General features: G+C 39.8%; 25 protein-coding genes and 1 pseudogene. 21 read left to right on the top strand and 5 right to left on the bottom strand.

All coding sequences use genetic code 11. The features are described from left to right. The first annotated feature begins 147 nt into the window (after positions 1 to 147). The 10 genes and pseudogenes from AC0KTX_RS07775 (at position 148) to AC0KTX_RS07820 (ending at position 9730) form a co-directional block, all read left to right on the top strand. Positions 148 to 1152, top strand: a complete 1005-nt coding sequence (locus AC0KTX_RS07775; RefSeq protein WP_474251649.1) for a Gfo/Idh/MocA family protein — start codon at positions 148 to 150, stop codon at positions 1150 to 1152. Beyond that, a complete protein-coding gene (locus AC0KTX_RS07780; RefSeq protein WP_474251650.1) occupies positions 1153 to 2145 on the top strand; it encodes a Gfo/Idh/MocA family protein in 993 nt (330 codons plus the stop codon). Between the two features lie 286 nt (positions 2146 to 2431). Then, complete coding sequence (locus AC0KTX_RS07785; protein ID WP_474251651.1) at positions 2432 to 3382, top strand: carbohydrate ABC transporter permease; 951 nt, start codon at positions 2432 to 2434, stop codon at positions 3380 to 3382. 260 nt (positions 3383 to 3642) lie between these two features. Continuing rightward, a complete protein-coding gene (locus AC0KTX_RS07790) occupies positions 3643 to 4482 on the top strand; it encodes a carbohydrate ABC transporter permease (protein ID WP_474251652.1) in 840 nt (279 codons plus the stop codon). A gap of 51 nt (positions 4483 to 4533) precedes the next feature. Further along, positions 4534 to 5910, top strand: a complete 1377-nt coding sequence (locus AC0KTX_RS07795) for an extracellular solute-binding protein (protein ID WP_474251653.1) — start codon at positions 4534 to 4536, stop codon at positions 5908 to 5910. Between the two features lie 68 nt (positions 5911 to 5978). Then, positions 5979 to 6842, top strand: coding sequence for a sugar phosphate isomerase/epimerase family protein (locus AC0KTX_RS07800; protein WP_474251654.1), 864 nt, complete (start codon positions 5979 to 5981; stop codon positions 6840 to 6842). Positions 6843 to 6864: 22 nt separating this feature from the next. Beyond that, positions 6865 to 7923 (top strand): Gfo/Idh/MocA family protein, encoded by a 1059-nt coding sequence (locus tag AC0KTX_RS07805; protein ID WP_474251655.1) that lies wholly within the window; start codon positions 6865 to 6867, stop codon positions 7921 to 7923. Positions 7924 to 8044: 121 nt separating this feature from the next. After that, positions 8045 to 9211 carry an MFS transporter gene (locus tag AC0KTX_RS07810; protein ID WP_474251656.1) on the top strand — a complete coding sequence of 389 codons (1167 nt, stop codon included), beginning with the start codon at positions 8045 to 8047 and terminating at the stop codon, positions 9209 to 9211. A gap of 47 nt (positions 9212 to 9258) precedes the next feature. Continuing rightward, a pseudogene (locus AC0KTX_RS07815) lies at positions 9259 to 9549 on the top strand (hypothetical protein); the annotation flags it as partial. Beyond that, positions 9533 to 9730 (top strand): hypothetical protein, encoded by a 198-nt coding sequence (locus tag AC0KTX_RS07820; RefSeq protein WP_474251657.1) that lies wholly within the window; start codon positions 9533 to 9535, stop codon positions 9728 to 9730. The pseudogene AC0KTX_RS07815 and the gene AC0KTX_RS07820, both read left to right, overlap by 17 nt. A gap of 228 nt (positions 9731 to 9958) precedes the next feature. On the opposite strand, the gene AC0KTX_RS07825 is transcribed toward AC0KTX_RS07820, so the two are convergent. The 3 genes from AC0KTX_RS07825 to nagA are packed head-to-tail and all read right to left on the bottom strand — an operon-like array spanning position 9959 to position 12647. Further along, positions 9959 to 10693: a GntR family transcriptional regulator gene (locus AC0KTX_RS07825; RefSeq protein WP_474251658.1), complete on the bottom strand. Its 735-nt coding sequence runs from the start codon at positions 10691 to 10693 to the stop codon at positions 9959 to 9961. Positions 10694 to 10707: 14 nt separating this feature from the next. Beyond that, positions 10708 to 11445 (bottom strand): glucosamine-6-phosphate deaminase, encoded by a 738-nt coding sequence (nagB, locus tag AC0KTX_RS07830; RefSeq protein WP_474251659.1) that lies wholly within the window; start codon positions 11443 to 11445, stop codon positions 10708 to 10710. Beyond that, positions 11436 to 12647, bottom strand: a complete 1212-nt coding sequence (gene nagA / locus AC0KTX_RS07835; protein ID WP_474251660.1) for an N-acetylglucosamine-6-phosphate deacetylase — start codon at positions 12645 to 12647, stop codon at positions 11436 to 11438. The genes nagB and nagA overlap by 10 nt, the downstream gene beginning before the upstream one ends. A gap of 323 nt (positions 12648 to 12970) precedes the next feature. On the opposite strand from nagA, the gene AC0KTX_RS07840 reads away from it, so the two are divergent. After that, entirely contained in the window at positions 12971 to 13180 is a 210-nt protein-coding gene (locus AC0KTX_RS07840) for a DUF3886 domain-containing protein (RefSeq protein ID WP_474251661.1), read from the top strand. Positions 13181 to 13228: 48 nt separating this feature from the next. On the opposite strand, the gene AC0KTX_RS07845 is transcribed toward AC0KTX_RS07840, so the two are convergent. Further along, a complete protein-coding gene (locus AC0KTX_RS07845; protein WP_474251662.1) occupies positions 13229 to 14149 on the bottom strand; it encodes an aldo/keto reductase in 921 nt (306 codons plus the stop codon). A 72-nt stretch (positions 14150 to 14221) separates the two neighbouring features. Then, on the bottom strand, positions 14222 to 14341 hold the full coding sequence (gene mciZ, locus AC0KTX_RS07850) for a Z-ring formation inhibitor MciZ (protein WP_474251663.1): 120 nt from the start codon (positions 14339 to 14341) through the stop codon (positions 14222 to 14224). A gap of 72 nt (positions 14342 to 14413) precedes the next feature. On the opposite strand from mciZ, the gene AC0KTX_RS07855 reads away from it, so the two are divergent. The 10 genes from AC0KTX_RS07855 (at position 14414) to AC0KTX_RS07900 (ending at position 23541) form a co-directional block, all read left to right on the top strand. Beyond that, positions 14414 to 14971, top strand: a complete 558-nt coding sequence (locus tag AC0KTX_RS07855) for an NUDIX hydrolase (protein ID WP_474251664.1) — start codon at positions 14414 to 14416, stop codon at positions 14969 to 14971. Further along, on the top strand, positions 14964 to 16133 hold the full coding sequence (locus tag AC0KTX_RS07860) for an endonuclease Q family protein (protein ID WP_474251665.1): 1170 nt from the start codon (positions 14964 to 14966) through the stop codon (positions 16131 to 16133). Before AC0KTX_RS07855 ends, AC0KTX_RS07860 begins: the two co-directional genes overlap by 8 nt. Before the next feature lie 96 nt (positions 16134 to 16229). Next, on the top strand, positions 16230 to 16868 hold the full coding sequence (gene spoIIM / locus AC0KTX_RS07865) for a stage II sporulation protein M (protein WP_474251666.1): 639 nt from the start codon (positions 16230 to 16232) through the stop codon (positions 16866 to 16868). A gap of 116 nt (positions 16869 to 16984) precedes the next feature. Next, complete coding sequence (gene fur / locus AC0KTX_RS07870; protein WP_474251667.1) at positions 16985 to 17443, top strand: ferric iron uptake transcriptional regulator; 459 nt, start codon at positions 16985 to 16987, stop codon at positions 17441 to 17443. A gap of 102 nt (positions 17444 to 17545) precedes the next feature. Further along, complete coding sequence (locus AC0KTX_RS07875) at positions 17546 to 17773, top strand: YqzK family protein (RefSeq protein ID WP_474251668.1); 228 nt, start codon at positions 17546 to 17548, stop codon at positions 17771 to 17773. A 6-nt stretch (positions 17774 to 17779) separates the two neighbouring features. Further along, positions 17780 to 18673 (top strand): site-specific tyrosine recombinase XerD, encoded by an 894-nt coding sequence (xerD, locus tag AC0KTX_RS07880; RefSeq protein ID WP_474251669.1) that lies wholly within the window; start codon positions 17780 to 17782, stop codon positions 18671 to 18673. Positions 18674 to 18879: 206 nt separating this feature from the next. Continuing rightward, complete coding sequence (deoB, locus tag AC0KTX_RS07885; RefSeq protein WP_474251670.1) at positions 18880 to 20061, top strand: phosphopentomutase; 1182 nt, start codon at positions 18880 to 18882, stop codon at positions 20059 to 20061. Positions 20062 to 20072: 11 nt separating this feature from the next. Further along, on the top strand, positions 20073 to 20891 hold the full coding sequence (locus AC0KTX_RS07890; protein ID WP_474251671.1) for a purine-nucleoside phosphorylase: 819 nt from the start codon (positions 20073 to 20075) through the stop codon (positions 20889 to 20891). Between the two features lie 15 nt (positions 20892 to 20906). Continuing rightward, a complete protein-coding gene (locus tag AC0KTX_RS07895; protein WP_474251672.1) occupies positions 20907 to 22211 on the top strand; it encodes a pyrimidine-nucleoside phosphorylase in 1305 nt (434 codons plus the stop codon). Positions 22212 to 22377: 166 nt separating this feature from the next. Next, positions 22378 to 23541: a D-alanyl-D-alanine carboxypeptidase family protein gene (locus tag AC0KTX_RS07900; RefSeq protein ID WP_474251673.1), complete on the top strand. Its 1164-nt coding sequence runs from the start codon at positions 22378 to 22380 to the stop codon at positions 23539 to 23541. The last annotated feature ends 2 nt before the right edge of the window (positions 23542 to 23543 follow it).

Genomic DNA, 23543 nt, shown 5'->3' on the forward strand with positions numbered 1-23543 from the left:
AACCCCGGTACGCTCAACCCTTTGTGGGAGGGGCGCGCCCCTCCCACAAAGGCAACCACCCAAGATATGCGATTGTCAAGGAGCGTATCGGACTGGAAATTCGATAAAAAAACTTTCTGAAACTTAGTATACGAGGAGTGTACGATGATGAAAGTTGCCGTGGCAGGAACCGGAACGATGGGACAGCTGCACCTTGAAGCGTTGTCCAAGATTTGCGATGTCACGATATCGGGAATAGTGGGCAGGAATGATGAAACATTGACGCGTCTGGAAAATATTTACCATGCTAAGAAATTCCGCAGTATAGAAGAGCTTGTTGATTCAGTAGATGTTGATTTGATTGATATTTGTCTCCCAACACATCTTCATTATGAATATGTGGCAAAGGCTGCAAAGGCAGGAAAACACATTATTTGCGAAAAACCGTTAGGGCTTCGCCTGGAAGAAATCGAGAGGATGAAAAACATTTGCGATGAAAATGATGTTAAGCTTTTCGCGGGGCACGTACTGAGATTTTTTCCTGAGTATCAAGATGCAAGGGAGAAAATTTTGGAAGAATTCGTTGGAAAAGTGGGGGTCGTTCGTCTTGCAAGGCGCGGTCCGTATCCGCAAGGAAAAGATCGGTGGTATGAAAATGAAGAGAAAAGCGGCGGCGTCATTCTTGATCTTGGCATCCACGATTTTGATTGGCTGCGATGGACGTTCGGTGAAGTGGAAAGAGTGATGGCGTTAAGAAATACGCGCACATCAGAAAATGGAGAAAAGATCGACTGTGCGCTAGTATCTTTAAGATTTAAAAATGGTGTGATTGGATTGGTAGATGTAGCATGGGCTATAAATGAATTTGAAATGTCATTTGAAGTTTCAGGTAAGGACGGCATGCTTGCATACAACAGCCGAACAAGCAATCCAATAAACGTTGCCATGAATACAAAAGCTTCCAGTCAAACGGGAGTGGCTGTTCCTGAGCAAATTTTATTAAAGTCCCCGCTTCAGCTGCAGTTGGAACATTTTATTCATTGTTTGAAAGAAAATGAGGAACCTTTGGTTACTGTGGAGGATGCGTTCAAAAGCGTTGAAATTGCGCTTGCAGCTATAAAATCGGCTCAGACAGGCCTGCCGGTGACAATTTCTGAAGAGAGGATGTCCTAAATGAAAGTAGGAATCATTAGTTTTGCCCATATGCATGCACAAAGCTATGCGAACCATTTAATTAACCATCCTGAAGCAGAATTAATTGCCATATGGGATGATGATCAAGATCGCGGAAACGAGATGGCGGAAAAATTCCACTGTTCATTTTATTCGACCCTTGAATCTTTCCTGAAACTAGATCTACAAGCAGTCATTATATGTTCAGAAAATTCAAACCATAAAAACCATGTCATAGCCGCAGCTAAGGCCAAAAAACACATTTTATGCGAAAAACCAATTGCCACCAGTGTAGAAGATGCATTGGAAATGATCCAGACGTGTCAAAAAGAAGGCGTGATCCTGCAAATAGCTTATCCCGTCCGTTTTGCGCCTTCTATTAGAAAGGTGAAGGACTTAATCGATTCTGGAGCTATTGGCGATGTCATTGCCATTAATGGAACAAACCATGGACAAATGCCCGGCGGCTGGTTTATAGATGAACGATTGTCGGGAGGCGGTGCGGCCACAGACCATATCGTTCATGTTATGGATTTAATCCGCTGGATGTTACAAGATGAAGTCAAAACTGTTTATGCAGAATTGGATACCCGCTTTTATGATATTGCGGTTGAAGATTGCGGCATTGTTCTGCTCGAACTTGAATCAGGCGTAAAAGCGACAATCGATCCAAGTTGGTCACGCCCTAAGACTTTTCCTACATGGGGGGATGTGACAATGACAATCATTGGCACGAAAGGAACTTTGACGGTAGATGCCTTTAAACAGCACACAGTCTACTACAACGATAAAGACATGAAAATTTCCCATTTGCCTTGGGCAAATGATATGGATGAGGAATTAATCAACGATTTTCTGGAATGTGTGAAAGAAAAAAGACCGCCATTTATTACGGGTGTAGATGGACTGCGAACACTTGAAGTCGTAAAAGCAGCCTATCAATCCAATGAACTGAAAAAACCGGTGATGATCAACAGAGTGGAAATTGATTAGTTGAAGAGAATTGTGAATCATTTTTAAGAGAGCTGGAGTTTTTTTGCACTAGCGGATATTGTCTCCGAAAGTGAGCATACCGATTTCAACCCAGTATATAAGGAAGACAAAAGAATAGATTGTGGTCTATTGTGTGTTTGGAAATGTTAGCGATCTAATACAGGTTGCAAATTTTAGTAATACAAATTTTGTTAAAAATGGAAAATATAAATAGAAAAACCATTGGAAATTAAAGGGAATTTAAGTTTACAGGGGAATATAGAGGTATCTAGAGGGAGGTGAAAAAATGTCAGCAAAAATACAAATCACAGATGACATTTCAAAAAAAATTGCATGGAAAAAAGAAAAAAAATTAAAGCTCACTAGTCGTGATATAACAGGGTATTTATTTACAGCACCTTTGCTAATTGGAATTTTTGGTTTTGCAATATATCCAATGGTTGGAGCGCTAATATTGAGTTTTAAAAAATCAGCTAGTTCGTATGAGGGAGAGTGGATAGGGTTACAAAACTATAGATACGTATTGACAGATACAAATTTTTGGGAATCTTTATACAATACCTTTTATATGGGGATTTTATCTGTTGTACTTGGTGTTGCAATCTCTTTTATACTAGCAAGTTTAATTTATAATATTCCTTCAATGAAGATACAAAATTTTTTTAAAGGAGTATATTTTTTACCTAACGTAGTGTCTTTGGTTGCTGCAAGTATTTTATTTAAGTTCCTCTTCGACCCAGGAGAGGCAGGTTTATTAAATTATCTGCTAGGTGCAATTGGAATTGAACCAATCGGTTGGTTCACAGATCCTAAATTTTCTAGGTTTAGCATTGTGCTAATGACTCTTTGGGGAATGTTGGGATACAATACGATCATTTTCTTCGCTGCATTAACAAGTGTTCCAAGAGATTTATATGAAGCTGCAGAAGTCGATGGCGCCAACTGGTTAAAAAAATGGGTATATATCACAGTACCTTATTTAAAACCAACAATAATGTTTATGGTAATAATTAGTACTATTAATGCAATGAAACGATTTACAGATGTGTGGTTGATTGGAGGTACTGCTGGCAATCCAGCAGGAACATTGATGACTGCAGTTCTTTATATTTATCGTAATGCATTCCTCTCCTCCCAAATGGGAATAGCTACAGCGGCGTCTTATATACTGTTTACTATTATATTAGTATTAACATTATTGCTATTATACTTTAATAAAAAAAGTAGCTTGGAATAGGAGCATTCCTGTAATGAAGAAATTTGAGGTTTGATAAAAGAGCGACCATGAGAAGTGTGGAGACTTCTAGCACAGTCATACAGGATATTACAGATATTGTAAATCTATTCGATAGGACGGACTCTACCATGTAAATATATTGAATATATTCAATTAATATCCACTAACATGAGGTGAAGAAGCTATTGGAAGTTAGTGAAATTTAAAGAAAACGTGAGAATTCTGAAGAAAATTAAAGTTTATAGAGGGAGGGAGAATATTTGAATTCAAAAAGAAGGAAGGCACTTAGCACTATAATCTTAGTAATAGTGCTATTTATTGGGTCGTTAGTGATGATCATCCCTTTTATTTGGATGTTATTGACAAGTTTCGATTGGGGGGCAAGGTTATCTATTCCTTATCCTCCGCGATTTTGGCCCAAAGAACCTTCAATAAGGACATACGAACTCGCATTTACTAATATACCAATGTTTAAATACATTTTCAATTCCATTATTGTCTCGCTTGGTGTTATTTTCGTTAGTTTGACGTCAGCATTGTTGTCTGGATATGCAATTTCAAAGCTGAAATTTAAGGGCTCGCACATTGTTCTAGTACTCGCACTTAGTACAATGATGATTCCATTTGAAATGACTATGATTCCACAATATTTATTATTTGACAATTTAAATTTGCTAAACACTTATTGGGCGTTTTATTTACCAGCTTTAAACTATGCATTTGGTACTTTTTTGGCAAAATCCTTTATTGATCAAATGCCAAGTACTTTGAGAGAAGCAGGAATATTGGATGGTGCTAGTGAACTTAAGGTTTTTTTAAAAATTTATATGCCGTTATGTCTTCCAATTCTAGCAACTTTAGTTATTTTGCAGTTTTTAGCTGTTTGGAATGATCTTTTGTGGCCATTATTGGCTTTAAAAACTCCGGGAAAATTTACAATTCAACTCGGTTTGGCGATGTTTTCTTATAATAAAGAATTGCCCTTACCATCAGTAATCATGGCAGCTACTACAGTTAGTTTGTTACCAGTAATAATTATTTATTTATTCCTGCAACGTTATGTTGTCGAAAGCATCGCCTTATCAGGAATAAAACAATAGAAAGTTTCTAAAACCATGGTGATTAGAAAAATAATATGAAGGGGGAAAATTATGAAAAAGATATGGTTCACGATGTTTAGTTTCCTAATGATCTTGTTGCTTGTTGCATGCTCATCAGAAGAGACTAGTAATGCAAAAAGTGAAAAGAAAGTTGAAGTCGTTTCGGAAATAAAAGGAACAGTTCGCGTTGCTTTAGCAGGATGGCAACTCGAAGATGGGGTTGATCCAATTACTGGAGCAAAAAACAAGGGAATGAAAACATTTTTAGAAGAAGAGTTTTATCCAAGATATCCTAATATAAAAGTAGAATTGTATCAAATTCCATGGGAAAATGCCCAAGCAAAACAAACAGCAATGTTAAAATCCGGGGATGTTGATGTTCTTTATACTGGCGGTGCTTTTGCTTCTCAATGGTATCAACAAGGTTTATTAAGAGGATTAGATGATTTGATTGAGAATGACAGTTCTTTTAATAAAGACATTTATCTTAAAGGTATTTGGGAAAACTCATATAGTACGAAATCATTTGATAAAACTGTTCACTTCGGTATCCCAGCAGTTTTGGGTCGACGTGTAACAATATATGATAAAAAAATATTTGATGATTTTGGGGTCGAGTACCTTTCTGAAAAACCAACTCCACAAGAAATTTTAGAAAAAGCAAAACAAATGACCGGCAAAAACCCTAAAACCGGTAAAAAAACATACGGATTATGGTTCGACGGAAAATCTCTTAATGCTTCAACTTTTGTTGCGCTGACGCATGCTTTTGGTGCAACAGGTGGAGAAGGAACATTAGATGATTTAAAGAATATTAAATGGAACTTAAATTCTCCAGAAATGGTTAAAGTTTTTGAATGGCTGAAAGAAGCGGCTCAATATGCGCCTCCGGGATTTTTAAACAGTCAAGGAGCAGAAAACTTTGGATTGGATGGAAATAATATTGCTATTCAACTTGACGGTAATGGAGCTAGTACGATGGGGGAAGTAGAAGCTTCGGGAGATAAAAGTTTATTAGATAGATATGTGTCTGTACTTAATCTTGGGCCTAATGGTGAAGGTTGGGTAGCTGTAGATCCATTTGTAATGGCAAAAGAGGCAAAAAATGTAGAAGCCTCGTGGGAAGTACTAAAATTTTTAACCGGATACGAAGCACAGAAATTTAATTATGAAAACTATAAGTTTACACCTACATTAGCAAATGCTGATTTTGTATCGGAAGATGATCAATATATGAAGACAGCAATGAAAATTGCAGAAGTATCAAAGTCTACTTTAATGGATGAAGCTAATCCGTTTTTTGGAAGTGAAATGGTGCCAGCTATAAATGGTTTTATCAGCAAAGCGCATAATGGGAAAGCGCCGGATATTCAAACCTTTTTGGATCAATTGCAGGCTCGTGCTGAAAAGTGGTCAGCCAACCAATAAAAATAATCATTTGGGGAGATGTATTCTCGCCAAATCATCTATCTGAAACAAGAACTGGAGGAATAAATATGAAACTCGGAATAAGCTCATATAGTTTATATCCATCGCTTAAGTCCGGTGAAATGGATATTATCGGGGTGATTGAATGGATTGCAGAGCAAGGCGGAGAGCATGTCGAGATTGTTCCGATAGGATACAGTCTGGAAGATGATCCGGAATTAATTGAGGAGATTGTGAAAAAAGCCGAGCAGGTAGGAATCGAAATATCGAATTATGCAATAGCAGCCAATTTTATTACAGAAAATGAACAACAATTTGAGGAGGAAATTGAGAAAGTAAAAAAACAAGTGGATATTGCCAATCAATTAGGCGTGAAACTTATGCGCCATGATGTGGCATGGAGACCTGCTGCTGAAGCTACGATTCAACAATTTGAAAACGATTTGCCGAAGATGGTGGAGGCGTGTCAAAGAATTGCCGATTACGCTGCGACTTATGGAATTACGACGAGTGTTGAAAATCATGGCTATTATGTTCAAGCAAGCGACCGCATCCAAACATTAGTTCATCATGTAAACCGGCCAAATTTTAAGACAACTTTAGATACAGGGAACTTTTTATGCGTTGATGAAAATCCAATTTCTGCACTGAAAAAAAATATTACCATTGCTTCCATGATCCATATAAAAGATTTTTATTACCGGCCATCCTACAAAAATCCGGGTGCTGGATGGTTTCAAACGAGCGGCGGAAATTATTTGAGAGGTTCCATTATCGGGCATGGAGATATAGAAATCGCTGAAGTAATCAGAATAATCAAATATTCTGGGTATGACGGCTATCTTTCCATAGAATTTGAAGGGATGGAAGACTGTAAAACCGGAACGAAAATAAGCCTAGAAAATGTGAGAAGAATTTGGAAAGAAGTTTAATAGAAAGGACACGAGTGAAAAAATGGAAAAGTTAAATGTTGGTGTAATAGGTGCCGGTTCTATCTCCGATATGCATTTACAATCATATGTTAAAAATGCGCGGGCTTCCCTATATGCCATTTGTGATCTGAATAAGGAAAGAGCGAGGGAGAAAGCAGAAAAATATCAGGTGCAAAAAGTATTTACAGATTATCGAGCAATGCTTGCGGATGAAAAATTAGATGCTGTCAGTATTTGCACTTGGAACAATTCTCATGCGGAAATTGCCGTTGCTGCACTTAATGCGGGAAAACATGTGCTGGTAGAAAAACCTTTGTGTAAAACGGTAGAGGAGGCGGTGAAAATTAAAGAAGCCGCCGATTGTTCGGGAAAGGTGCTTCAAGTAGGTTTTGTCAGAAGATACGCCTCTAATACGAACATATTAAAAAAATTTATAGATGCGGGAGAACTTGGCGAAATATATTATGCTAAAGCATCCTGTTTGAGGAGGCTCGGAAATCCCGGCGGATGGTTTGCCGATAAAAAACGGTCTGGCGGAGGGCCATTAATTGACTTAGGCGTGCATGTCATTGATTTGTGCTGGTATTTGATGGGGAAACCGAAAGTTAAGTCTGTGAGCGGCAACACATACTCAAAGCTTGGAAACCGTTCTCATATACGGCATCTTTCGTTTTATAAGGCTTCTGATTATGATCCGGATTATAATTCAGTCGAAGATTTGGCCAATGCGATGATTCGTTTTGAAAACGGCGCTTCTTTGATGGTGGATGTCAGCTTTACGCTTCATGCCAAGAAGGATGAAATTTCAGTCAAACTTTATGGGGAAAAGGGAGGAGTTGAAGTAGAGCCGGAGCTGTTTTTCGTCACGGAAAAACATAACACAATTTTAAATGCCATACCGCAAGTGGATCATTTAACATTTGACTTTGTCGAAGGGTTTCAAAATGAAATTGATCATTTCATCCTTAGCTGTTTTGGTGAGAAAGAAACAATAAGCCCTGTTGAAGATGGTGTTGAAATGATGAAAATTTTAAATGCAGTTTATGAATCAAGCGAAAAAGGGACCGAAATTGTTTTTTGAACTGGAACATGGGGTATAAAAAGTATTAGTATTTTTGCGAAATTCGACATATAGGCCATGTGATATGGCCTATTATTTTGCAAACAAAGCCAATCAAATACAGTCATGAAAGGGATCTGCGATGGAAAGCCATTTATTAAAAGCCTTTTACTTTTGTTTTTATTTAGGCATCGGATCCATGCAATTTTTAAATCTGTATTATGCCAATTTCGGTTTATCAAAAGGGGAAATAGGAATTTTATTTGCAGTTGGGCCCTTCGTAATGATTTGCACACAGCCCCTTTGGGGAATATTAACCGATTACTGGGAAAGACCAAAATTCACTTTATTTCTAACCCTTGTCGGATCCGCAGCAACGGTTGCCTTTTTTCCTTTTTCAATGGATTTTCAACACTTATTGATTCTTACTATTCTTTATTCGTTCTTCCAAAGCGCTGTCTCTCCGATTGCGGACAGTACGGCTTTAAGCCTTTTGCAAGATCGCAATGACTTTGGCAAAGTTCGTTTATGGGGATCGCTCGGGTATGCCGTTGGTGTTGTTTCAATCGGAAGGATTTTGGACTTCTTTGGATTGGCCTTAATGTTTGGTTTGCATAGCGGGTTATTATTCTGTTCGTTCATCATCGCCATAATGTTGCCTGTGAAGAAAGGCGGAAAAAAACATTTTCAATTAAAAGAAGCAGTCGGTTTGCTAAAAAAACCTGTTTTTATAGCTTTTTTAGCATTTCATTTCATTTTGCAATTGACCGTTCACGCTAATAATTCTTTCTATTCCATTTACTTGGAAACGTTAGGTGCAAACGTCACTCTAATAGGGATCGCATTATTAATAAAATCCATTTTGGAAATTCCTTTTTTTGCAATGTCGACACGTTTGATGAGCCGTTTCAGCTATCCTATGTTACTGACAATAGCTGCGGCTATTTATTCTGTACGGTGGCTCGTTTTGGGATTTAGTGATAATCTGCCAATTTTAATTTGGTCGCAAATTCTTCTTAGCTTATCGTTCGCTCTCCAAAATTTTGTGTCGGTCGCATATGTCGATGATATGACGCCGAAGCGATACCGGGCTACGGGCCAGACGTTGTATTGGGCTATTTCTTTTGGTTTAGGAGGTGTAGTCGGCAATATCCTCGCTGGGATGGCTTTGAATGATATACAAATCCCCCACATGTATCAAATGTCTGCTTTTCTAGCGGCGCTGTCTATATTGCTCTTATGGGCCTGTCCGCAAAATGAGAAGCTGAAAACAAATCTGGATTTGGAAAAAGACGGGAAAGGAGTATAAGGACGCCATCATGAAAGCGATCATTGAAAAAAATTTTTCCTAGAACAGAAAGAGTAAAAGGATTGGATCATATTCAAAATGCCAATAACTATCACAGCCGATTAAAAGGAAGGATGCAACGATTTCATGGTGTGGCAACAACAAAATACCTTAACCGTTATTTGAGTTGGTTTCCATTCTTAGATTCAGGGTGAAGAAAAGTGACCATTATTCAATAATAAGGAAAATGATAGTGGTATGTTGTTTATTTACTGTTAATGAAACCTTGTCAATCTTTAAGAACGTACTTACAATGGAAAATACAAAGGGGGAATAGAGCCAATGAACAAAAAATTTGAAATATTAATGAAAGCAACACCTTTCTTAAGTGGTCTTTTTATCGTAATCGGTTTGATTTTTGCAATATTAAGTGTATTAGACCAAAATGTACAAACATTTTGTTTATCATTATTCCTAATTTTGCAATCAGCACTTGCATTAACATATACTAAGTTGTTTAAAAAAATTTGGCAGAAATAAGTCTAGCATGTAAGTTATTAAGATATTCACTGTTTTACAAACCATTCATCAGTAGAACCTTGTATTTTTAAAGGTTCCATTAAATTGTTAGATTACTAACATTATTCTTTAACAGAGCCTTTCCTAAAAAAGCTGCCCCATTGTCTTCGAAGCAATTCAAAGGCCATTGGGGCGTGGATGTTGCAAGGTTCGATATATCAAAGGAAGGACATTTTTAAAGTGGTTTCATTAAGAATCTTGATCGATTTTTACAACAAATTTATAACGGTCGCCGCGGTAAATCGATTTAGTGAATTCAATCGGTTGATCATCGGAAAGGAATGTAATTCTTTCCATTAAGAGGATCGGCGAGCCTTTTTTTATTCCCAATAGTTCGCTTTCTTTTTTATTTGCTGCGGATGCTTCAATGGTTTGAGTCGAATATTTCAGCGATAGTCCTAATGTCTTTTGGATATATTCATAAAGTGAATGGGCTGCTGTTTCTTTTGACAGGTTTTTTACGATCTTCGTAGATAAAAAGCTCGTTTCCAATGCCATCGGGATTTGGTTGGCCAAACGGATTCGCTGTATTTCATAGACGGATTCATTCTCATTTATTTTTAGCTTGGTTGCAACGTTTTTGTCCGCAAGGCTATTTCGAAATTCAATGATTTTGCTGCTTGGCGTCATCCCAAGCGCTTGAATATTTTCAGTAAAGCTTGTTATTCCGTGAAGTTTCAGTTCAATTACATTTTGATCCGCAACAAAGGTTCCTTTTCCTTTAATGCGGTAAACGTACCCGCTGTTGACCAAGTTCGTGATCGCTTGTCTAATCGTCATTCTGCTGACTTGATATTGTTCGGCAAATTCCCGTTCAGAAGGGAGACAATCACCGGGCTTCAACTGCTTACGGTCAATTAAATCTTTTATATGTTCTTCAATTTGATAGTATATCGGCAAAGGTGAATTTTTGTTAATCATCATCACTTTAACTCCCATCACGAATACTCAGTGAGCTTTGACAACGCTTTGGCATCCGCAATTACGGTTACGTTTGGGTGCAGTTTTAGGGCAGATGCAGGGAAATCTTCCGTTACGGAACCGTTTATAAGCTGAACGATCGCTTCAGCTTTTTCTTCTCCGTGAGCCAGCAAAAGAATTTCCTTGCTTTTTAAAATACTTGCGATTCCCATTGTCACGGCATGGGTCGGTACTTCTTCGAGGCTGCGAAAGAAGCGGGCGTTTGCCTGACGTGTCGAAGGAGCCAGTTCCACAACATGTGTCATCGAACGGAAGGAAGTGCCAGGCTCATTAAAGCCGATATGTCCATTGCGCCCAATCCCCAATATTTGCAGGTCAATGCCATGAAAAGAATCAATCAGTTTTTCATAATCTTCGCATTCTTTTTGCAAATTTTCCGATTCACCGTTAGGAATATGAATATTTGTTGGCGAAATGTCGATATGTTGAAAAAGATTTTCTTGCATATAAAAATGGTAACTGTTTGGATCTGATGGACTTAGTCCAACATATTCATCAAGATTAAAAGAGACGACATGTTGATAGGAAGTATGATTTCGCCGATAATCTTCTATCAGTTTTTTATAAGTTCCTAAAGGCGTTCCGCCGGTTGCAAAACCGATTGTGACTTTATTTGAAGATTTTACTTTATTAATGATGATTTTGGAAGCGGCCTCGCTTAATTCATTATAATCCTTTACCTTGATCAGTTCCACTTGCGGTCCTCCTTTCCTTTTTGATAAGCAAGATTGCCTTTGCAATAAGTCATCTGAACATCAAGGGTTTGATCAACGACTACTAAATCAGCATCCTTTCCCGGTTTCAGGCTTCCTTTTCGGTCAAATATATTTAGCTGTTTGGCCGGATTTACGGATGTCATTTGAATAATTTCTTCAACAGAGCAATTGGTGAATTTTTTAAAGTTTTGAATGGCCGTATTCATTTTTAAAATACTTCCCGCAAGCGTTCCGTCTGGCAATAATGCTTTTCCGTCTTTAACGGTGACGGTTTGGCCGCCGAGTTCAGATGTTCCTTGATTCAACCATTTAGCCCGAATGGAATCCGTAATGAGAATGATCTTTTTGCATGATTTCGATTTATAGGCCAGCTTTATCATCTCAGGGTGGACATGGATACCGTCTGCAATTATTTCAACATACAATTCGTCTCTTGTTAGTGCTGCTCCGGCAGTTCCAGGCTCCCGATGATGCATGCCTCTCATTCCGTTAAATAGATGGGTTACATGTGCGGCTCCCGCTGAGATGGCTTCATCTACTTGGACAAATGTAGCATCTGAATGTCCAATGGAGGCGACAATGTTTGATTTGTTTAAAAATTTTATCAGTTCTAATCCGTTTTTCTCCTCTGGAGCCAACGTAACAAGTTTAATGGTATTGTCCGAAATCTGTTGCCATTTTTTAAATGTTTCAACGTCAGGATGTTGAATAAATTGTAAAGGTTGCGCTCCTGCTCTTTTGGGAGATATGAAAGGGCCTTCTAAATGGATGCCAAGCAATTCAGCATTTTCTGCACTTTGATGACGAATACAGGAAGCCGCATTTCGAAGCGCCTTTTCGATCGATTCTCCGCTTTGGGTTATGGTTGTAGCCAAAAAACTAGTTGTTCCTTCCCTTGGAAGAACTTGCTTCATCGTTTCCAGCGCTTCTGGCGTGGCATCCATTGTATCAGCTCCCCCCGCTCCATGTATATGAACATCAATCATTCCGGGGATGACGGCGAATTTTCCTTGTGCATCAAAAATATCATAATCCTTATGGCGAAGGGATGAGGAAATGGAAGCCGCGCTTCCGATTGCTTCGATTTTTCCGTTGGAGACTGCGATAAAACCGTCTTCATATGTACTGTTTTCGGCATATACGGTTGCATGCTTGATTAGGAAAGGTTTATGCCTTGACATTTTTATATCCCCCTTTTTTGTCTTCTCTTATATTTTATCACTCTATTCATCTAGTTGTCTAGACCACTAGATATCTTTGTTACACCGATCATTGTTTTTTCTGAATGAAATCGCTAATATCCCTTTCTGTTTGCTTTTTAAAATTTTTACAACGTCTTCATCATCATATTATAATATTGTAAAAAAGAGCGTTGTGAAATAAGATCCGAAAGTTTTCCGTTGCTGGGGAATGAAATTGTCCAAAGATATAAGCTGAAAAAACTTCTTTTCAGTTCTTTTCTTTCTAGATCCGTCAATATTTGCATGGAGGAAGAGGGATGACGATGGAAAAAACATGGACCTTAAAGGATCAAATCGAAAAAAGCAAAGTCAAAAAGCTTGCAGAGATGAAAAAGCAGCTTGAAGAAGAGAAAGAGAAGTTAAAACAATTGGAATGGGAGCGAAGAAAAAAGGAAGAAAAGGAGCGGGAAAAACAGAAAAGCTTTGCTGAATTGCTTTCCGAAAGCGATTTGAATTGGGAAGATTTTAAATAAGCCGCATGAGATAAAAGCCAGTGAGAAAAGCGGGGCATCCCCCGCTTTTTAATCACGATGGATGGTATAAACGGACGGCTTCGTCATGCGCTTCAGTGCAGCGAACTCTTCTTCCGAAAGCGCTTTTGCCTTCGCGGCTTGGACATTTTCAGCCAGTTGTTCGTGTTTGCTTGCACCGGCAATGCAGGAAGCAACAACAGGGTGATGGAGAACATACTGGATCGCTGTTTCCGTTCTCGTATGATTGGGACAGACAGAATCAATATTTTGCAGCGTTTCTTTTAATTCATCAAACGAGTAATCCAAATACCCGCTGTTTTTCACGCGATCAGATGCATTTTCAAGCGGACGTTCTGTTAGAAGCCCTTGTGCCAACGGACCTCTGGCAATTACGGAAATGTTATGCTCTAGAATCAATGAAAACCATTCTTCCGGCCGCCGGTCAAGAAGGCTGTATTGCATCATAATCGAAACGATATTGGAGCGTTTCAGCCATTCTTTTATGACATTCGGCCGAATCGAAGAAATGCCGTAGTAGCGGATGACTCCTTCTTGCTTTAATTCTTCAAAGGCTTCGATCGTTTCGTCAATCGGATCATCGATCGTACCACCGTGAAGCTGATATAAGTCGATGTAGTCTGTTCCAAGGCGGCGAAGGCTTTCTTTTACTTCTTCTTTTATGTAAGCTTTGGAGGGGTCCCACCACCAGCCTTCTTTTCCGGTTTCAAAGCGGTTTCCCACTTTTGTCGCCAAAATAATATCGTTGCGCCGGGATTTTAGCGCCCTCCCGACAAATTCTTCGTTCAGCCCTTGGTCGTAAAGGTCAGCTGTATCAAAAAAATTGATTCCTAATTCAAGTGCTTGATCGATCATTGAGCGCGCGTGTTTTTCGTCTCGGCCAAGCGACATGCATCCGAGGCCGATTTCACTTACAAATAAATCGGAATTTCCTATTCTGCGCTTTTTCAAAAAGATCACCTCTTTTTTCTTTCTCTAAGTTTGAAGGTAGTACAAACTTTTTGAAAAAGCAAATGTTTCACCTCAATGATCGAGCCACTCATAAACGGTTCTATATTGTTTCGCATATTCGCGCAAACATTCGATGATTTGGAATGGTTTTCCGATCAACACTACTCGTTTTCTTTCCCTATCAATATACAAAAAACCACCCCCTTTTTTGGTTATGGTAGAATGTATGAAGAATCAATGCCATTTAGAACAGGAGTTGAACATATGAAAAATTTCCATGAAGAAACGGTGGCGAGAAAAACTATCTATTCGGGGAAAATAATTGATGTATATTTGGATGAAGTGCGATTGCCGGACGGAAAACAGGCGAAGCGTGAAATTGTCAAACATCCTGGTGCGGTGGCAGTCATTCCTATTACAAACGAAGGAAAAATCGTTATGGTAAGGCAATTTCGCAAAGCGCTGGAACGCCATCTTGTGGAAATTCCGGCAGGAAAACTTGAAAAAGGAGAAGCCCCTGAAACAACTGCAAAAAGGGAATTGGAGGAAGAAACCGGGCTTGAATGCGATTCATTAACGCCTATCATGTCTTTTTATACTTCACCGGGATTTGCCGATGAGATTATACATCTTTATTTAGCGGAAGGATTAAGACAGCTTGAAGAAAAAGCAAGCCTTGATGAAGATGAATTTGTGGATGTAATCGAAGTAACGCTTGAAGAAGCGCAACAATTAATAGCGGATCAAGAAATTTATGATGCAAAAACGGTTTATGCGGTGCAATATTTACTATTAAAACAATTGAGGGAGAAAAATGAATGAATTTTTTGCAGATCTGCATATTCACATCGGGAGAACGAAAACGGGAAAACCGGTAAAAATTACGGGAGCTAAGTCACTGACACTTGAAAATATTTTGGCAGAAGCTTCTGAAAGCAAAGGAATGGATATGATCGGTATCATCGATTGCCATGTCCCGGAAGTAATCGAGACGCTTGAAGATGGAATCAAAAGTGGTGTTTACGAGGAATTGGCTGATGGAGGGATCCGTTATCAAAACACCACGCTGATCATAGGAACAGAGCTGGAAATTTATGATAAAAACTGTCAAGGGCCGATTCATGTTCTTTGTTTTATGCCGACCCTTGCTGAAATGAAAGGATTTTCCCATTGGTTGGAGCCCCGTTTGAAAAATATCCATTTAAGCTCTCAGCGGGTATATGCGGAAGGAAAAGAGCTCCAGCTTAAAGTGGTGCAATTAGGCGGCTTATTTATTCCAGCCCACATTTTTACCCCCTTTAAAAGCCTTTACGGAAAAGGGGTGAACCGAAGCTTGACAGAAGTGTTTGATTGCCATCTCATCGACGCAGTCGAACTGGGCTTAAGCAGCGACACAAATATGGCTTCAGGCATTCGCGAGCTGTCTGTTTTTCCTTTTTTAACAAATTCTGATGCCCATTCACTTGCTAAAATAGGACGTGAATACCAGAAATTGTTATTAAAAGCGCCGACATTCAAGGAATTGGTGATGGCAATTCGGGCGGTAGAAGGAAGGATCATTGCGGCCAATTATGGACTAAATCCGAAGCTTGGAAAATATTATGAAACTCACTGTGAAACATGCGGAAAAATGATTCATTTAACAGAAGATAAAAGGTGTCCAATATGCGGAAGTCATAAAGTCGTGAAAGGAGTTAAGCGCAGAATTGCGGAGCTTTCTGATCAAAAAGCCGGCGCTCACGAGAGGCCGCCCTACATTCATCAAGTGCCGCTGGCATTTTTGCCCGGCGTTGGACCGAAAACGTTGGCAAAGTTAAAAGATCATTTTGGCACGGAGATGAACATTTTGCATAAAGCACCGTACGAGGAGCTCGTTCAAGTCATTCCGGAAAAAATAGCAGCGCTCATCATCTCCGCAAGAGAAGGCAAACTTTCTGTTCAATCAGGCGGCGGTGGCAAGTACGGAAAAGTCATAGGCGCCTGATTTTTCTCTCTTCTGTTTTTCTAGTAAAAACATGAATATCCATTATCCTCTCTTTCATACAATCTAGTAGTGAGAAAAAATAGGAGAGGATTGGATATGCAAAAATTTTCCTTGTTCATTGCCAATCATATTAAAGAACAAGCAACCATTTATTTATTTGTGATCATTTTGTTTATAATGGGCGTCATTTTTGGCGCGATTATTGTCAACAGCATGAATCTCACTCAGAAAGAAGATTTATATTATTATTTAACCCTTTTTTTTGGACAAGTTTCAGACGGAAAACTGGCCAGTTCGTTTGAAATGTTTAAACAAAGCTTTTTTCATAATATAAAATATTTGGGGTTCATGTGGATATTGGGAATTTCGATTATCGGGCTCCCGATTATTTTTATTATGCTGTTTTTAAAAGGCATGGTGATCGGATTTACCGTCGGTTTTTTAGTGAATCAAATGAAGCTGGGAGGGTTCATGCTTTCTTTTGTTTCCATCCTGCCGCAAAATTTATTGTTAATCCCTGTGTTTATCATGGTCGGCGCACAAGCGGCAAATTTTTCGTTAAAACTGATCAGGCAGCTCTTTGTCAAAAGATTGAATGATCAGCCGTTTCGGATGTTTGCCCGCTATAGCACCGCCTTATTGGTGATAGCGGCCGCTGTTTTGTTTGCTTCTATATTTGAAGGATATATTTCCCCGATATTAATGAAAGCTACAATTGATTTGATCAATAAATAAAAATAATTATTATTTAATAAACATTTTATTTTTTAATTTAAAATGATTTTATTTGGACACCTTCCTCTATTTTGATATAATAGATGGGGAATGCGGCGAGGGAGGGAAAGATGCCAATGGAAAACCGCTTAGAGCGAATAAAAAAGCAATTACATTCATCAAGCTACAAGCTAACCCCGCAGCGCGAAGCAACTGTCCGTGTGTTGCTTGAACATGAGCAAGATCATTTAAGTGCAGAAGATGTCTATCTCCTTGTGAAAGAAAAATCGCCTGAAATCGGGCTTGCGACAGTGTACCGAACGTTGGAATTGTTGACAGAATTGAAGATTGTCGACAAAATCAACTTTGGTGACGGCGTTTCAAGATATGATTTGCGTAAGGAAGGGGCCCAGCACTTTCACCATCATCTCGTGTGCATGGAATGCGGTTCAGTTGATGAGATTCAAGAAGATTTGCTGGAGGAAGTTGAAAAAATTGTCGAGCGGGATTGGAATTTTAAAATTAAAGACCACCGTCTGACGTTCCACGGGATATGCCACCGCTGTCAAGAAAAAGCAGAAAATCAAAACGAGTAACCTTTTCCGTTTGGGGAAGGTTTTTTTTGTATTAATTGATGTATAAAGTTTGTCCAGAAGGTCATATCTTTTAATATGAGAAAAATGATCTGGAGGACAACGATGAATAAATGGATGAATATGATTGGCAGCATGTTAAAAATTTTTGTTTTATTTACGGGATTTACGATTTTATTCTACTATGCTATGATATGGGTTAACTTGGAATATAGCGAATATCACCGCTATGATGAACCGGAGGGTTCGGCGCAAAAGGTGACAAAAATGCTTGAAGAACAAGAGGGTACATGGTTTCAACGTCTCATATTCTTTTATTTACATGGGGAGTAGAGGAGATTGAACGTTCACATTCAAGATTTCATTCATTATCTGATTGTTGAAAGAGGACTTGCGGAAAATACGATTGTTTCCTATGAGCGGGATTTGCATTCATACCAGCGGTTTTTGGCTGAAAATCTCGGAATTCAAGATGTCAACATGATACAACGCCTGCACATTTTGCAATATTTGCATTTTTTGAAAGACAGCGGGAAATCGAGTAAAACGATTGCCCGCCACATTGCTTCAATCCGCGCCTTTCATCAATTTTTATTAAGAGAAAAAGTATGCGAGGAAGATCCGTCCGTCCATATTGAAACACCGCAAATCGAACGGAAGCTGCCGAAAGTGCTTTCGCTTGAAGAAGTGGAGCGTCTATTGGATACTCCCAAGCTGACAACTGCCATCGGCTATCGGGACAAAGCGATGCTTGAACTTTTATATGCTACTGGGATCAGAGTCAGTGAAATGATTTCATTAAATATTTCGGATGTTCATTTAATCATGGGTTTTGTCCGCTGTTTTGGAAAAGGAAAAAAAGAACGCCTCGTGCCTGTCGGCGAAAAAGCTACAAAAGCCATAAAGGAATATCTTGAAAAAGGGCGGCCAAAGCTGGCGCGGCAGAAGTACAAAACAGACGCTTTATTTTTAAATCATCATGGGAAAAGAATATCCCGCCAAGGTTTTTGGAAAAATTTAAAAGCGATTGCCGCTCAAGCAGGTATTCAAAAAGAATTAACCCCTCATACACTAAGACATTCTTTTGCCACCCACTTGCTTGAAAACGGAGCAGATTTAAGAGCCGTTCAAGAAATGCTCGGACATGCGGATATATCCACAACCGAAATTTATACACATGTAACGAAAACACGGTTAAAAGATGTATACCGGATGTATCATCCCCGTGCGTAAAGGAAAAGCTACGGTTAAGCTTGAACGCTAATGCATGAGCAGCAGCTTTCTTCTTAATTTTCTTTTCTCCACCTCTTCCTTTTACATATAATCGATCTGTTATGAAAATAGTTTTTGCCATACAAGGCAATCACCTAGTATATGTTAATGGCATTTTTCGGTATAATCATAGTAAACATAACTTATGATGGCAGGAGGAGTTGTCATTGCAGCCAACTTATAAACGAGTGTTTTTGATCGTAATGGATTCAGTAGGAATCGGCGAAGCGCCCGATGCGGAAAAATACAATGACAAAGGGGCGGATACGCTCGGTCATATTGCTGAACATCTTGGCGGATTGCATTTGCCGAATCTAGCGAAACTAGGGTTGGGAAACATTCGGGAAATAAAAGGAGTTCAAAAGGCGGAGCCGCCGCTTGGCTTTTACACCAAAATGAAAGAAGCTTCAGCCGGCAAAGACACGATGACCGGTCATTGGGAAATAATGGGTTTGAAAATCGATACTCCATTTAAAGTCTTTCCTAACGGATTTTCAGCGGAGCTGATTGAGGAATTGGAAAAAAGAACGGGAAGAAAAGTCATCGGCAATAAACCAGCCAGCGGCACAGCCATTATAGAAGAGCTTGGAAAAGAACACATGGAAACAGGTGCTATCATTGTCTACACGTCCGCAGATTCCGTCTTGCAAATTGCCGCACATGAGGAAGTCGTGCCTCTTGAGGAATTGTACCGCATTTGCCAAATTGCCCGAGAATTAACATTAAATGAAAACTATATGGTCGGCCGAGTCATTGCCAGACCTTTCGTTGGCACTCCCGGCAATTTTGAACGCACCGCCAACAGACATGATTATGCTTTAAAGCCTTTTGGCCGCACTGTCATGAACGAACTGAAAGACAGCGGCTTTGATTGCATTGCCATCGGAAAAATTTCCGACATTTATGACGGGGAAGGAATCACAGAAGCAATCCGAACCATTTCCAATATGGATGGAATGGACAAAATCCTGCAAACGTGCGATCAAGATTTTACTGGACTTTCATTTTTGAATCTGGTCGATTTTGACGCCAAATATGGCCATCGCCGTGATCCAGAAGGGTATGGGAAGGCGTTGGAAGAATTTGATGCCCGTCTGCCGGAAATGTTTGAAAATTTAAAGGAAGATGACTTATTGATCATTACGGCTGATCATGGAAATGACCCCACACACCACGGAACAGACCATACAAGGGAATATGTTCCGCTTCTTGTTTATAATAAAACATTCAGAAATGGAAAGGAGCTTCCACTGCGGGAAACTTTCGCAGATGTGGGCGCAACGGTTGCCAATAATTTCTCTGTCAAAATGCCAAAACACGGGATAAGTTTTTTACATGAATTACATTAGGGGGATGAACGATGTCCGTGAAAGAACGCATTGAACAAGCAGCACAGTTTTTGCAGGATCGAATCAAAAAATCTCCTGAAATTGGCCTTGTGTTAGGATCAGGTTTAGGCGGGCTGGCTGACGATATTGAAGAAGCCGTCAAAATTCCTTATAGCGAAATTCCTTTTTTTCCGGTTTCTACGGTTGAAGGGCATAAAGGCCAATTCGTCATCGGTGCGTTAAACGGAAAAACGGTAGCGGCCATGCAAGGGAGATTCCATTATTATGAAGGGTACAGCTTAGAACAAGTAACATTTCCGATCCGTGTTATGAAAGTATTGGGCGTCCAATCGCTTGTTGTCACAAATGCAGCAGGCGGGATAAACGAATCTTTCCGGCCGGGCGATTTAATGCTCATTACTGATCACATCAACAACATGGGTCAGAACCCGTTAATAGGTGAAAATATTCCGGAATTTGGCGTACGCTTTCCTGACATGACGGAAGCTTACGATAAAAAATTGCTTGCTGTGGCAAGAAAAACGGCTGAGGAATTGGGAATAAGCATAAAAGAAGGGGTCTATGTAGCCAACACAGGACCATCTTATGAAACGCCAGCCGAAATTAGGATGTTGAGAACGATCGGCGCTGATGCTGTTGGCATGTCGACTGTTCCGGAAGTTATTGTAGCCAATCACGCCGGTTTAAGAGTGCTCGGCATTTCCTGCATTACAAATATGGCTGCCGGAGTCCTTGATCAACCGCTGTCCCACGAAGAAGTGATGCAAACGACGCAAATGGCTCGGGCTGATTTTTTAATGCTGGTGAAATCAATTGTTGGAAAAATGTAAGAAAAGGTGATTGGAATGAGAATGGTTGATTTGATTGAAAAGAAGCGGGACGGAAAAGCGCTCACAAAAGCTGAGATTCGTTACATGATTGAAGGTTATACAAACGGAACGATTCCTGATTATCAAATGAGCGCGCTTGCAATGGCCATTTTTTTTCAAGGCATGACGGAGGAAGAACAAGCGGAACTTACATTGGCAATGGCTGATTCCGGGGATAAGATCGATTTGAGCCAAATTAACGGAATTAAGGTGGATAAACATTCTACAGGCGGCGTAGGAGACACGACGACATTAGTCCTCGGACCTCTGGTCGCCTCCGTCGGCGTACCTGTCGCCAAAATGAGCGGAAGAGGCCTTGGGCATACGGGCGGGACAATTGATAAATTAGAATCAATTCCTGGGTTCCATGTCGAAATCGAAAATGATCAATTTATTCGGCTTGTAAATGAAAATAAAATAGCGGTTGTCGGCCAATCGAACAATTTAACCCCTGCAGACAAAAAGTTGTATGCTTTGAGAGATGTCACCGCAACGGTAAACAGCATACCACTTATTGCAAGCTCGATAATGAGCAAAAAAATCGCCTCAGGCGCCGATGCCATTGTTTTGGACGTGAAAACGGGATCCGGGGCGTTCATGAAAGAGCTTGACGGTTCACGGGCATTAGCAAAAGCGATGGTGAAAATCGGAAACCATGTCGGTAAAAAGACGATAGCAGTCATTTCAGATATGAGCCAGCCGTTGGGATTTGCCATTGGCAATGCACTTGAAGTGCAAGAAGCCATCCAAACGTTAAAAGGGGAAGGGCCCGAAGACTTAAAGGAGCTTTGCTTAACGCTTGGAAGCTACATGGTGTACTTGGCGGAAAAAGCGGAAAATTTAGAAACAGCCCGCAAACTGCTTCAGGACTCAATAGCGGCCGGAAAAGCGCTTGATACGTTTAAAACGTTTGTTGCCGCCCAAGGGGGAGATCCTTCTGTCATCGATGAACCGGAAAAACTGCCGCAAGCCGCTTATCAATATGAATTGGAGGCAAATAAAGAAGGGTTTGTCGCTGGAATTAAGGCTGATGAGGTAGGAACAGCCGCCATGCAGCTTGGAGCGGGAAGAGCTACGAAAGAATCAGCCATTGATTTAGCTGTTGGAATCGTCCTTCGCAAAAAAATCGGTGATTACGTGAAAAAAGGTGAAACGCTTGCCATAATTTTCAGCAACAAAAAAAATATAGAAGAAACGAAGCAAAAGCTTTATGACAGTATTACTATATCCAAGGATAAAGTTGAGAAGCCCTCACTAATTTACGAAACAGTAACAGAATAACGGGAAAATCATCAAAAAGAATCGGGACGCACCCGATTCTTTTTTATTTTTTGTATATTCTTTTAACAATTGGAAAAAATGGGTTTTATGGAGATGAATCTTCCTTCAATAGAAAAAACTATTTTTGCAGTTATCTGTGATATAGAAAAGAATGGAGGATATGCAAATGAAACAAGTATTGGCAACGGTGACAATAGTTCTATTTGTCTTTTTAGGAATATCACAAGCAGCTTTGGCGGAAGAAAAACGCGTCCGGCTCGTCGAAGGAGTGAAATCAGCCATATTGATAGAAAGGGATACCGGGCAAGTGCTTTATGATGAAAATTCGGATAAACGGCTGCCGCCTGCCAGCATGACAAAAATTATGACGCTGTTGCTGATTATGGAGGCTCTTGACAAAGGAACAATCAAATTGAGCGAAAAAGTAAGGGCAAGTGAACATGCCGCATCGATGGGGGGATCGCAGATCTTTTTGGAGGCTGGCGAGGAAATGACGGTGGAAGATTTAGTAAAAGGGATTGCGATCGCCTCTGCAAACGATGCTTCAGTGGCAATGGCAGAGAGAATTGCGGGATCAGAAGAACGATTTGTAGACATGATGAATAAAAAAGCGAAGGAACTTGGGCTCCAAAACACGCATTTTCAAAATACAACCGGTTTGCCTGAAGACAATCATTATTCATCCGCTCATGATATGGCGGTAATGGCGAAAGAACTTCTCAAGTATGAAGAAGTTACAAAATACACAGGGAAATATGAAGATTATTTGCGCAAAGGCACGGAAAAAGAATTTTGGCTTGTCAATACAAACAGGCTGGTTAAATTTTATCCAGGTGTTGATGGAGTAAAAACCGGCTTTACAAATGAAGCCAAATATTGTTTAACGGCAACAGCTAAAAAAGGAAATATGCGGGTAATTGCTGTCGTATTCGGGGCAGAAACGCCAAAACACCGAAATGCGCAAATAACCAAAATGTTGGATTATGCGTTCAACCAATATGAAACCCATCCTCTATTTAAACGAAACGAGTCGGTTACGAATGTAAAGCTTAATAAAGGCAGCGTAAAAACAGTCAAGTTAATGACTTCGGAACCGATTTCCATTTTAACGAAAAAAGGGGAAGGCATTGATGATATCAAGCAGGAAGTGATGTTTGAAAAGGATTTAACTGCTCCGGTCAAAAAAGGGGATGAACTCGGTGCTCTCATTTTGAAAAAAGGGGAAAAAATCATAGCCGAAAGCCCTTTGGTCGCTGAAAAAGATGTTGAAGTGGCGAGCTGGTGGACTTTATTTAAACGGGTATTTGCCGATTGGTCGAAGGCGAATTAACG

This window comes from Aeribacillus sp. JST-2, from assembly GCF_056032925.1.